This is a genomic window from Actinoplanes auranticolor (assembly GCF_018332655.1).
GTDB lineage: Bacteria > Actinomycetota > Actinomycetes > Mycobacteriales > Micromonosporaceae > Actinoplanes > Actinoplanes auranticolor.
This window is the reverse complement of sequence record NZ_BOQL01000107.1, coordinates 1-11,657: the sequence shown is the minus strand read 5'-3', so window position 1 is coordinate 11,657 and position 11,657 is coordinate 1. Positions and strand designations below refer to the sequence as shown.

Here is an 11,657-nt window from a genome sequence, read left to right as displayed (position 1 = left end):
GCTAGCCGTGCCGTGCCGGCCTGCCGCACCGGCCTTTGCTGCGCGCCGGGCGGCCTTGCCCGGCCGCATGCCGGCGGGACGCTCGCGGCGGCTGGTTCGGACCGCGTCCGCCCCGGTCCGCCGGACTCCGTATCCGTGTCGAGCATCGGCACAGACCTGTCCCGCTGCCCTCCGATGGACGACGACCGGTCTGCCGTCAGCCGCGGTCGAGGTATTCGCCGTCCGGCGTTGCGTCCGCGGACTGATGCTTCGTGCGTTCCGCCTCGCGGAGCTGTACTCGGCGGATCTTGCCGGAGATCGTCTTCGGCAGGTCGCTGAACTCCATCCGCCGCACCCGCTGATAGGGCGACAGGTGCGCACGGCAGTGCGCGAAGATCGACTGCGCTGTCTCGTCGTTGGCCGGCCACCCCTCGGCCAGCACCACGTAGGCCTTCGGGACGTTGAGCCGCAGCGCGTCCGGCGACGGCACGATGGCGGCTTCCACGACGGCTTCGTGCTCGATCAGCACGCTCTCCAGCTCGAACGGCGAGATGCGGTAGTCCGACGCCTTGAACACGTCGTCGGTGCGGCCGACGTAGGTGATGTAGCCCTCTGTGTCGCGGAAGCCGATGTCGCCCGTGTGGTAATAACCGTTCGCCATGGCCTCGGCCGTCAGGTCGGCGTCGCCGTGGTAGCCGACCATCAGGCCGAGCGGCCGCGGGTCGAGCTGTAGGCAGATCTCACCCTCGTCCGCCTGCTCGCCCGTCAGCGGGTCGATGAGAGCCACCTGGTAGCCGGGGACGGGCCGGCCCATCGAGCCCGGCCGTACCTTCTGGCCGGGTGTGTTGGCGATCTGGACCGTCGTCTCGGTCTGGCCGAAGCCGTCGCGGATCGTAACGCCCCACGCTTTCTGGACCTGCTCGATGACCTCGGGGTTCAACGGCTCGCCGGCGCCGACCACCAGGCGCGGCGGGTTCTTCAGCGCCGTGAGGTCGGACTGGATCAGCATCCGCCACACGGTGGGCGGCGCGCAGAAGCTCGTGATCCCGCAGCGCTGCATCTCGCGCAGCAGGCGCGGCGCGTCGAACCGCGTGTAGTTGTGGATGAACACGCAGGCTTGCGCGTTCCACGGGGCGAAGACGTTGCTCCACGCGTGTTTCGCCCAGCCCGGCGACGAGATGTTGAGATGCACGTCGCCGGGGCGCAGCCCGATCCAGTACATCGTGGACAGATGCCCGACCGGGTACGACGCATGGGTGTGCTCGACCAGTTTGGGACGCGCGGTCGTACCGGAGGTGAAGTAGAGCAGCAGTGTGTCGTCTGCCTGAGTGACACCATCGGGCGTGAACTCGGTGGAATCGGCGTAGGCGTCGGAGAAGCTGTGCCAGCCGTCGGGGGGTGGGCCAACCGCGATGCGCGTGACCTCCGCCCCGACGTCGGCGAACCGTTCGGCCGCCGAGGCGAGGGCAATGACGTGCTGGGCGCCGCCGCGGGTCACCCTGTCCCGGGCGTCCACCGCACCCAGCAGCGGTGTCGCCGGGATGATGACCGCGCCGAGCTTCATCACCGCGAGGATGGTGTCCCAGAGCTCCACCTGGTTGCCGAGCATCATCACGATCCGGTCGCCGCGGGCCACCCCGCGCGCCCGCAGCCAGTTGGCGACCTGGTTGGACCGCGCGGCCATCTCGGCGAATGAGAACCGCTGCTCGGAGCCGTCCTCCTCGACGATCCACAGGGCAGGGCTGTCGTTGCCCTCGGCGTTCACGTCGAACCAGTCGAGCGCCCAGTTGAAGGCACCGAGCTGAGGCCAGCCGAACTGCGCGTACGCCTCGGCATAGTCCTCGCGGTGCTCCAGCAGGAAGTCCCGGGCCTCGCGGAACGCCGCCGTACCGTCAGTCGCCGTCATGTCTCCTCCTCGGGCCGATCTGGGTCAGACTGCCTCGCCGCCGGATTGCCCGCCACCCCCAGGCGGGGGTGGCGGGGCCGCCATCACTCAGAGCAGGTCGCATCGGTCGCCGGGAGGCGGCCGCTTGCCAGATAGGCGTTGACTGCCTCATCGACGCAGCTCGCGCCCCGGAACAGGTACACGCCGTGGGTACGCGCCCCAGCCAGCACGATCATCCGCGAGCCGGTCAACGCCCGGTGCAGTGCCTGTGCGCCGGGAAGCTGGGAGTTGACGTCCTTCTCTGCCTGGATGACGAGCGCCGGCGTGCTGTTGTACACGTTGATCGGCCGTTCCGCCGGCGCATACGGCCAGAAGGAACACGGCGTGATCGTGCGAGCGAGCGGCTCGAACAGCGGCGACGAGGCTCGGTGCCGCTGAATGTCGCGCCAGTAGGCCTCGGGGTTTCGTGAGACGGCGGCGTCACCGCAGAGGATCGCGGTCTGGGCGGTGTGCGTCGCCGAACCCACGCCGTCAACGAGGCCGGCGAGTGTCGCGGCCATTTCCCCGGAGGGCTCGACAGGTTGCCCGTCGGCTGCCCGAGCGAGGGTGCGGACGACAGCGGCCAGCTCACCGTTCTCCGTGTCCTCGGTGAGCGGCGTGACGATCAGAGCCGGCACCAACGTGTCGTCCACCGCGTACGAGCCCACGACCAGCGGCCGTCGAGCGGAGGCCGCGTACACCCTTCGTACGGTGGCGAGCACTTCGTCAGCAGTCGCACCCAGCTCGTAATCGGCGTCGCGCGCCGCGGCCCAGGCGGCCCACTCCCGCAGCCCGGCCTCACGTCGCGGAGCAGCATCGCGCAGGACGCGTGTTCCGGACAACACCGGGTCTATAGCGCTGTCCAAGATCATCCGGTCGGCCCGCCGGGGGAACAGTTGCGTGTAGACCGCGCCGAGGTAGGAGCCCTGGGAATAGCCGAGGTAGGAGAGCTTCGGCTCCCCCAGCGCCGCCCGGATCATGTCCATGTCACGGGCCATGTTCGCGGTTGAGGCGTGCCGCAGCAGCCTCTGCTCGGCGGGCCCGCAGCGCCCGGCGAGCTCGCGGTTCAGCGCCACCATCGCGTCGAAACCGGCCCGGTCGGCACCGGCTGACCGTGGCAGCCAGTACGCGGGCCACTTGCAGTCGACCGGAGTGCTGCGCCCCGCGAAGCGGGGGTCCATACCGATCAGGTCGAAGCGTTCGCCCGTCGCACCCATCGCCGCCCGGGCAAGCGGCACGCTGTCCCGCACCGGAGACGCCGGACCGCCCAGATTGATGATCATGGAGCCGATGCGGTGGGTGGCATCGGCGCCGCGACTGCGGGCGATCGCCACGGTGATGGTGCGGCCGTGCGGTTTGGCGTAGTCCAGTGGCACGGTCACGTCGCCGCATTCGACGCCGGCGTTGTCGAGGGCTTGACCATCGGTGTCGTCCGGCCCGAGAGCGCAAGGATGCCAAGAAGGTCTTGAGCTCGGTCTGACCCCGGTCCGGGCGGCGGTCGGCGGAGCGGCCGTGGGCAGGGCAGCGGCGGCCGAGTGACCAGAGCCCGAGAGGACAGCGGCCGGCTGGGCAGCGGCCGAGAGAACAGCGGTTGGGAGGACATCGACGGACATCGACGCGGTTGAACCCCCTACGGCAGGCAAGACGGCAGTGGATGAGGCTGCAACGGGCAGCGCCGCAACGGGCAGGACCGCAACGGGCGAGGTCCCAGCGGTCAGGGCGGCGGAGGGAACCGCGGTCGTCAGGGACATGGCGGTGATGATGCTGAGGCTTGTGGTGGCAGCGATGGTCAGCACTGTGGACTCCGGGTGTGAGCAGGTGGGGGATCAGGCGTCATGGCGTCGGAGACGCCATGCGGCCAGCGTCAGCAAGCCGGCTGCGTAGAGCAGGAAGACGGCGAAACCACTCCAGGGGGACAGCAGCGTCGAGCCCGGGGCGGTCGTGGTGATCGCGAGACCAGCGGGCGAAGGCAGCCACCGGTACATGTCGTCGGCCAGCTCAGCCGGCAGGAAACCGGTCAGCATCTGCGGCCCGAGCAGAAATCCGATCACCGCCGCGACACCGCCCGCGGTATGGCGCAGGATCGTGCCCAGCCCGAGACCGATCACCGCGACCACCGCCAGATACAGCGCACCGCCGACGACGGCCCGTGCCACTGCCGGTTCGTCGAGAGAGATGTCGAGGCGCTCAGCCGACAGCACGGACTGCCCGCTCAGGAAAGCACCGAACACGGCTGGCAGGCACAGCGTGAAGATCACGGTCGCGAGGACCGCGGCCTTGCCCCACAGCACCGGAATGCGCCGGGGGACCGCCGCGAGGGTCGTGCGGATCAGGCCGCTCGCGTATTCGTTGGTGATCACCATGACGCCGAGGATTCCCACCGCGAGCTGGGCCACTTGGACTCCGGCGAGGCTCACCTCGACGGCGTCGAAACCCGTGGGATCGGCCGGTGGCCGGGTGACGCGGACCATCGCGTACATGACGCCGAAGGCGACGATCAGGGTGAGTGCGCTGAGCAGTGACCAGGCGGTGGAGGGGACCGAGCGGAACTTGGTCAGCTCGGCGCGCATGACACTCATGAGTGGCTCCCGTTCTGCGTGGGTGCGGGGAACTCGACCGCCCCGCTGGTGAGGTCGACGAATGCGTCCTCGAGTGAGCTGTGACCCGAGTCGGCGACCAGGCTCGCCAGGCTCCTGTCGGCGACCAGGCGGCCCTTGCCGATCACCACCACGTGGTCGGCGGTCAGTGCCATCTCGGTCATGAGGTGGGAGGACACGAACACCGTGCGGCCGCGCGCGGCCAGGTCGCGCAGCAGGGCACGAACCCACCGGATGCCCTCGGTGTCCAGGCCGTTGAGCGGCTCGTCGAGGATCAGCGTGTGCGGGTCGCCCAGCAGCGCGGTCGCTATGCCGAGTCGCTGCTCCATACCGAGCGAGAATCGCCCGGTGCGGCGCTTGGCGATGTCGGCGAGGCCGACCGCCTCGATGACGTCCAGCACCCGCGACCGCGGCAGGCCGTTGGACTGCGCGAGCGCGAGCAGGTGGTGGTACGGGCTGCGTCCCGGATGCACAGCTCGCGCATCAAGCAGCGCACCGACCTCCCGCAGTGGCGTGCGGTGGGCGGCGTACGGCTTGCCGTTCACCGTGACCGAGCCGCGGGTCGGCCGGTCCAGCCCCAGGATCATGCGCATCGTCGTGGACTTGCCGGCACCGTTGGGACCCAGGAAGCCGGTGACGATCCCCGGCCTGACGGTGAAGGTCAGGTCCTCCACCGCGCACTTGTCGCCGTACCGCTTGGTCAGGCCCTTGGCCTCGATCATGATGTCCCCCTCCGTGGTCGCCTCCCAGGTTTCCGGTACGACGGGCCGGCGTCAGTGGGGTGTGCGCGCTGCCGAGGGTGGGGTTTTCCCCACCCTCAGCCCGGGGTTTTCCGGATGGTCAGGCCGGTCCCCGATGCCTACGGTCGACGGCGTGGACATCCGCTTCTTTCCGACGGACCGCGTGACGACCGGGCGATCGATATGCCATCTCCTGACCGGCGCCGTGCTGGCGATGCTGGCCGCCATGCTGTTCGGGCTGCTCGTGACGCTGTGGGGCGCGGCGCTGCTCAGCCTGGTCACCGGGCCGTCCGGCGGTGCGCTGCTCGTCGTGCTCTACGTCATCGCCGTGCTGGTCCTGCCGCTGGTCCTCGCGTGGTTCGTGCACGAGGTCGCGGTGTTGCACCGCCTGCGGTTCCGCCGGCTCCTGGAGATCAGGATCTCCGAGCCGGCCTGGACGCTGCGGAGCACGGGCCGTCAGCTGATGTATCACGCCTGGGCCCTGCTGATCGCAGTCCCGGCGACCGTCTTGATCGTTGCTCCGCCGGCCGCCCGGCGTTTCGTGCGCCACGATCGGCAGACCGCCGATCACCTGCTCGGCCCCACCAACGTCGAGATCCTCAAGCAGCGGGTGGACTGGCTGCGCAGCAGCCGGGCCGCGATCGTTCTCGCCACCGACGAGGAACGCCGGCGCATCGAACGCGATCTGCACGACGGCGCTCAGCAGCGACTGCTGTCGCTGGCCCTGAATCTCGGCATGGCCCGGGAGGCGATCACCGAGCCGTCACCCGAGGCGGATGCGATCGTGGCGGCGCACGACGAGGCGCTCACGGCGCTCAGTGAGCTGCGGCAGTTCGTGCGGGGGCTGCACCCGGCGGTGTTGAATGACCGTGGGTTGGACGCGGCCATCTCCGGTCTCGCCGCTCGGGCGAAGATTCCGATCCACGTCTCCGTGCAGGTGCAGCCCCGTTGCCCGGCATCGATCGAGGCGGTTGCGTACTTCGTCGTCTCCGAGGCTTTGACCAACGTGGCGAAGCACTCGCAAGCACTGATCGCGTCCGTGACGTTGACTCGCCTAGGGAGCAAATTGCATATCGAGGTTGCCGACGAGGGTCGCGGGGGTGCGACCGCGAAGCCGGGTGGCGGGTTGGCCGGGCTCATTCAACGAACCGCGTCCGTCGACGGTGAGCTCTCCCTGAGCAGCCCGGTCGGTGGGCCGACCGTCATCAAGGTGGTCCTGCCGTGCGGCTGATCCTCGCCGAGGATTCGGTGCTGCTGCGGGTCGGGCTGACGAAGCTGCTGACCGATGGTGGCTTCGACGTGCTGGCGGCCGTGGGCGACGGCGAGGAGCTGCTGCGTGCGGTTGCTGAGCACGAGCCCGAGGTGGTCGTCGTGGACGTGCGGATGCCACCGACGCACACCGACGAGGGCATCCGGGCGGCCTTGACGATCCGCCGGCGGCATCCGGAGATCGCGATTCTGGTGCTGTCGCAGTACGTCGAGGAGCGGTACGCCAACGATCTGCTGTCGGCGGCCACGAGCTCGGTCGGCTATCTGCTCAAGGACCGGATCGCTCGCGTCCGTGACTTCCTCGACGCGCTGCGCCGGATCGCTGACGGTGGCACGGCCCTCGACCCGGAGGTGGTCGCCCAGCTGATGGTGCGTGGGCGTCCGGGTTTCCGGGACCGGCTCACCCCACGCGAGCTGGAGGTGTTGCGGTTGATGGCCGAGGGGCGCTCCAACAACGGCATCGTGGACGCGCTGGGGGTCAGCCACAGCGCAGTCGAGAAGTACGTCAGCAACATCTTCGCGAAGCTGGACCTGCCGCCGACCGACACCGACCACCGCCGCGTCCTGGCGGTGCTCAAGTACCTCGGCGACGGATAGGAGCCGCCAACGATCAAAACTCGCCGTCACCCGTATGGCTGCTGAGGGAGCAGCCGGTGGCGAATGGGCGTGGCCGTTGGCGGATCAATCGGCGGTCGAACGGGCGTGGCTGCCGGCCGCCGCGAGGCGTGTCGAGAACGCGGGGACGGCTGCAATATGTGGCGGCGGACGGGCGCGGCCGTTGGTGGCGGTGGGCCATATGGACGGGCCGCTGCCCGCCCGGTCTGAAGAAACCCGGTGGCCGGCACGACCTGCGCCTACCGCGCGGTCGTGCTCTCGCTCAGCTCGAATTCCTCGTCCCGGGTCTCCGGTCGGACCGGCGGCTGCCTGCGCAGGGCAGCCGTCGCCTCGGCCTTGGCCAGGGCCACCGGGAAGCCTCGCGTCGCCCGCCACAGCTTCACGATCAACACCAGCTCGAAGGCCACCAGCAGCGTCCCCGCCACCACCGAGGTGGCGATGACCTGACCGGTCAGCGGGCCGATGATGAACACGGTCATCTCGAACTCGATCCCGCTGAACAAGTGAGTCCGGATCCGGCGCTGCAGCAGAGCCTCCCGGAAGCGAGCACGCCGTCCCTGCGGCGGAATCGGCGTACCGGAGATCAGTTCCTCGGGCTCCGGGCCTCGGGCCTCTTCCAGCATGTCGCGCATGCTCTGCCGGGTCTTGGCCATCTGCTGCGAGTTCAGGTAGCGGAACAGGTCCAGGAAGGTCACCACGACCAGCGTCCACAGGAACGCCACGTGCCCGGTTCGCGCGTACTGGCCGCCGAACAGGGCCGCCGCGCACATGAAGACCCGGAGCCGGTCGAACATGAAGTCGAACCAGGCTCCGAACAGGGAGCCCGTCCCGTTGAGCCGGGCCACCTTGCCGTCCATGCAGTCCACCACGAAGCTCAAGTGGAACAGCAGGGCACCGGCGATCAGCCACCAGCGGTCCTGGGCCAGGAAGCAGGCCGCCGACCCCACGCCCAGCACCATCGCCAGCACGGTCAGCAGGTTCGGGGTGATCCACCGGTAGGGCGCGACCAGCCGGACCAGCCTTGCCGCGAGTGGATCGACGAGCAGAACGGTCCACCAAGCGTCACGGACCTTGTAGGTCTGTTCGCGGATGTCCTGCAGTGAAGAGCGACGCACCATAACCGGTATCAACGCCCCGGGCCGGGTGCGGAAACTACTTTTGCCCGATTTGTGACGAGACGGTCTTCCGGGTTATCCACAGGCACATCAATGGCAGGTTACAAGCCGGACGGTGCATAGTACGGTCCGTTCATGGTCGACGGTCGATATCAGACCGGCCGGACGGCAGCCGATGACGGCCCCGACGGCCCGACTTCCACGGTGGAAGCCGACCGGCCCGTGGACAGCCCGCTCGCCGATCCGGCGGCCGTGCACTTCGACGACGAGGAGCGTCCCGCCCGGGCCCTGACCGGCCCGATCGGCATCGCCGTGGCGGTCGTCGCCTTCGCCGCCGCGCTGCTCGTGCTCTGGCAGGTGTTTCGACCGCTCGCCCAGGGCAGCCAGTTCTACTTGATCATCTTCCTGGCCGGCACCCTCCCGCTCGTCTTCCTCGTCTACCGCTCAGGCTTCCCCGCCAGAAAGGCCAGCAAAGGCGGCGAGGCTGACGAAGGGCTCGCGGCCGGAAAAGCGAACCAGGGGATCGCGGCTCGAAAGGTGAGTGAGCCCGCGCGGCGGGACCTCCCATCCCCTCTCGACTGGGCGCTGGCCCTCATCACGCTGCTCGTCTGCCTGTATCCGGTCAGCCCCTTCGGCGGCGGCTACAACGAGTTCCTCGATCGCCAAGGGTTGCTCGAGACCCCCGACGTCTTCGCCGGTGCGGTCATGCTCGTGCTTGTCGTCGAGGCCTGCCGCCGTACCACCGGGCTTGCTCTGCCCATCGTCTGCCTGGCCTTTCTCGCCTACGGCTACTACGGCGGCCTGCTCCCGCAGGGCTGGACCATCGCCCACTCCGGGCTGGACTTCGCCCAGATCGTCGACGCGCTCTACAACTCCGGCAGCGGCTTCTACGGCACCCCGCTCGACGTGGCCGCCACCTACATCGTGCTGTTCACCATCTACGGCGCCGTTCTGGATCTTTCCGGGGCGAGCCGGTTCTTCGTCGACCTGTCCGTCGCGGCCTTCCGCAAGTCGCGCAGCGCCGCCGGGCGTACGGCTGTCGCTGCCGGCTTCCTGCTCGGCACCGTCTCCGGGTCCGGCACCGCGACCGCCGTCAGCGTCGGCGCCGTGACCTGGCCCATGTTGCGCCGGGCCGGTTATCCGGCCGAGCAGGCCGGCGGCATGCTCGCCGCCGCGGGCGTCGGCGCGATCCTCTCGCCGCCCACCCTGGGCGCGGCCGCGTTCATCGTGGCCGAATACCTCGACGTCTCCTACCTGACCGTGCTCGGCTGGGCGATGATCCCCACCGTCCTCTACTACCTGGGCATCCTGCTGGCCGTCGAGATCGACGTGCGGCGGTTCCAGGTCCGGTCGATCGACGCGCCGGCGACCAGCGCGTGGCGGCTGCTCGCCCGCTTCGGTTACCACTTCTCGTCGCTCGTGCTGATCGTTCTCCTGCTCGCCGTCGGGCAGAGCGCGACCCGTGCGGTGGTCTACGCGACGCTGCTCGCCGCCGTGCTCTCCTTCCTGGACCGGCGGGCCTGGCTCACCCCGCGGCGGCTGTTCGCCGCGTTGTCGGCCGGTGTCCGCGGCGTGCTGCCGGTCGTCGCGGTCTGCGCCGCGGCCGGCATCATCACGGCGATCACGACGAAGACCGGCCTGGGCGCGCAGCTCTCGTCCCTGCTGATCGACGGCGCCCGCGCGGTCACCGACAACCCGACCGTCGTGCTCGCCCTGACCGTTGTGCTCGCCGCCATCGCGCTGGCCGTCCTCGGCCTCGCCGTGCCGGTCACGGCCAGCTTCATCATCGGCTGGGTGATCATCGGGCCCGCCCTGCTCGCGCTCGGCGTCTCACCGCCCGCCGCCGCGATGTTCGTCTTCTACTACTCCGTGCTCTCGGAGGTCACCCCGCCGACGGCCCTGGCGGCAGTCGGCGCCAGCGCGATCACCGGCGGCCGCACCGTGCCCACGATGTGGCAGGCGCTGAAGTATGCGCTGCCCGCCTTCCTCGCCCCGATCGCCTTCGTGCTCACCGATCCCGGCGAATACCTGCTGGCCCGCGGGCCGGTCACCGGCATCGTCTGGGCCACGGCCGTGGCCGCTCTCGCGGTCGTCGGCCTGGCGGTCGCCACCGGCGGCTGGGTGCCCGGGATCGGCCCGGCCGGCCCCGCCAGCCGCGTCCTCGGCGGAGTCGCCGGTCTGCTGCTGCTCTACCTGGCGCCGCTGACGATCGCGGCCGGCGCCGTCGCGCTCGCACTCGCTGCGGGAATCGCCATCATCCATCGAACGGGGAGGACCACGCTATGAGGAAGGCATTCGCACTGGCCGCGGCCGGCACGCTGACCGCGGCCGCGCTGACCGGTTGCGGCGGCAAGCAGGACGCAGCCACGGTTGACGCCGGCGGCGACGTGACGTGCGAGGTCGCCAAGGACACCCGGGTCGGCATCGCCACCGGCAACGCGACGGGCGTCTACTTCGCCCTCGGCAACGCCTATGCCGAGCAGATCGCCGCGACGGGCGGCAAGGTCAAGGCGACGGCGGCGGAGACCGGTGCCTCGGTGCAGAACATCCAGCAGCTCGTCGGGGGCGAGTTCGACGTGGCGTTCTCGCTGGCCGACAGCGCCGCCGACGCGGTCAACGGGACCAACAGTTTCACCGCGAAGCAGCCGATCCAGGCGCTCGCCCGGATCCACACCAACTACACCCAGGTGATCGTGCGCAAGGCCGCGGGCATCAAGGACGTGGCCGGCATGAAAGGCAAGCGCGTCTCGACGGGCTCGCCCAAGTCCGGCACGGAGGTCATCGCCAAGCGGGTGCTGACCGCCGCCGGCCTCGACCCGGACAAGGACGTCCAGGCCCAGCGCCTGGACCTGGTCAAGACGGTCGACGGCATGAAGGACGGCTCGATCGACGCGCTGTTCTGGTCCGGTGGTCTGCCCACCCCGGGCATCACCGACCTGCTGACCACGTCGGCGGACGAGGTCGAGTTCCTGGACATCACGGGCCTGCTGCCGGAGCTCCAGAAGATCAACCCGGTCTACGAGACGGGCTCGATCCCGGCGGCCACCTACAAGACCCCGGCGGACGTGGCGACCGTCGTCGTGCCGAACTTCCTGCTGGTCAGGGAGAACCTCGACGCGAACGTGGCCTGCGTGCTGACGAAGACGCTCTTCGACCGCAAGCCGCAGCTCGAACAGGCGAACGCGGCGGCCAAGCAGATCACCCTGGACCAGGCCCGCAAGACCGACCCGGTGGTCCTGCACCGCGGCGCGGTCACGGCCCTGGACGGGCTCAACGCGCCGAAGTAGGCCCGGTAGGAACCACACCGAAGATCAAGAGCTGGAACTCGTGCGTGGGTGCATGGTGCTGACCGTCGCTCACGCCGAGACCGGGCCCGGGTGCCCATTCGCCTGGCGGCTCATGAGCCAATGCCACTCAG

Annotated in this window: 8 protein-coding genes and 1 pseudogene; 4 read left to right on the top strand and 5 right to left on the bottom strand. The window is 69.6% G+C overall.

Annotation, left to right across the window (positions count from 1 at the left end; translation table 11 throughout):
* Window positions 1-196 precede the first annotated feature (196 nt).
* The 4 genes and pseudogenes from Aau02nite_RS45720 to Aau02nite_RS45705 form a co-directional block, all read right to left on the bottom strand.
* Window positions 197-1,885, bottom strand: coding sequence for an AMP-binding protein (locus Aau02nite_RS45720; protein ID WP_212994974.1), 1,689 nt, complete (start codon window positions 1,883-1,885; stop codon window positions 197-199).
* Window positions 1,886-1,968: 83 nt separating this feature from the next.
* A complete protein-coding gene (locus tag Aau02nite_RS45715) occupies window positions 1,969-3,699 on the bottom strand; it encodes an alpha/beta fold hydrolase (protein ID WP_212994973.1) in 1,731 nt (576 codons plus the stop codon).
* Between the two features lie 30 nt (window positions 3,700-3,729).
* Window positions 3,730-4,482: an ABC-2 transporter permease gene (locus Aau02nite_RS45710; RefSeq protein ID WP_212994972.1), complete on the bottom strand. Its 753-nt coding sequence runs from the start codon at window positions 4,480-4,482 to the stop codon at window positions 3,730-3,732.
* 116 nt (window positions 4,483-4,598) lie between these two features.
* A pseudogene (locus tag Aau02nite_RS45705) lies at window positions 4,599-5,222 on the bottom strand (ABC transporter ATP-binding protein); the annotation flags it as partial.
* 151 nt (window positions 5,223-5,373) lie between these two features.
* Here Aau02nite_RS45705 and Aau02nite_RS45700 point away from each other — a divergent pair.
* Window positions 5,374-6,471: a sensor histidine kinase gene (locus Aau02nite_RS45700; protein ID WP_246595952.1), complete on the top strand. Its 1,098-nt coding sequence runs from the start codon at window positions 5,374-5,376 to the stop codon at window positions 6,469-6,471.
* The gene (locus tag Aau02nite_RS45695; protein ID WP_212994969.1) at window positions 6,462-7,106 is read left to right on the top strand and encodes a response regulator transcription factor; all 645 of its coding nucleotides are present in this window, start codon (window positions 6,462-6,464) and stop codon (window positions 7,104-7,106) included. Before Aau02nite_RS45700 ends, Aau02nite_RS45695 begins: the two co-directional genes overlap by 10 nt.
* Window positions 7,107-7,363: 257 nt before the next feature.
* On the opposite strand, the gene Aau02nite_RS45690 is transcribed toward Aau02nite_RS45695, so the two are convergent.
* Window positions 7,364-8,242 (bottom strand): CDP-alcohol phosphatidyltransferase family protein, encoded by an 879-nt coding sequence (locus Aau02nite_RS45690; RefSeq protein WP_212994968.1) that lies wholly within the window; start codon window positions 8,240-8,242, stop codon window positions 7,364-7,366.
* Window positions 8,243-8,374: 132 nt separating this feature from the next.
* Here Aau02nite_RS45690 and Aau02nite_RS45685 point away from each other — a divergent pair, with 132 nt between their 5' ends.
* Together Aau02nite_RS45685 and Aau02nite_RS45680 are read left to right on the top strand one after the other, a co-directional pair.
* Window positions 8,375-10,525, top strand: coding sequence for a TRAP transporter permease (locus tag Aau02nite_RS45685; RefSeq protein ID WP_212994967.1), 2,151 nt, complete (start codon window positions 8,375-8,377; stop codon window positions 10,523-10,525).
* Window positions 10,522-11,526, top strand: coding sequence for a TAXI family TRAP transporter solute-binding subunit (locus Aau02nite_RS45680; RefSeq protein ID WP_212994966.1), 1,005 nt, complete (start codon window positions 10,522-10,524; stop codon window positions 11,524-11,526). The genes Aau02nite_RS45685 and Aau02nite_RS45680 overlap by 4 nt, the downstream gene beginning before the upstream one ends.
* The last annotated feature ends 131 nt before the right edge of the window (window positions 11,527-11,657 follow it).

Bases quoted from the DNA above. Each gene is read 5' to 3' on its own strand.
- Aau02nite_RS45680 (WP_212994966.1), top strand. From the start codon at position 10,522: ATGAGGAAGGCATTCGCACTGGCCGCGGCCGGCACGCTGACCGCGGCC.
- Aau02nite_RS45685 (WP_212994967.1), top strand. From the start codon at position 8,375: ATGGTCGACGGTCGATATCAGACCGGCCGGACGGCAGCCGATGACGGC.
- Aau02nite_RS45720 (WP_212994974.1), bottom strand. From the start codon at position 1,885: ATGACGGCGACTGACGGTACGGCGGCGTTCCGCGAGGCCCGGGACTTC.
- Aau02nite_RS45690 (WP_212994968.1), bottom strand. From the start codon at position 8,242: ATGGTGCGTCGCTCTTCACTGCAGGACATCCGCGAACAGACCTACAAG.
- Aau02nite_RS45710 (WP_212994972.1), bottom strand. From the start codon at position 4,482: ATGAGTGTCATGCGCGCCGAGCTGACCAAGTTCCGCTCGGTCCCCTCC.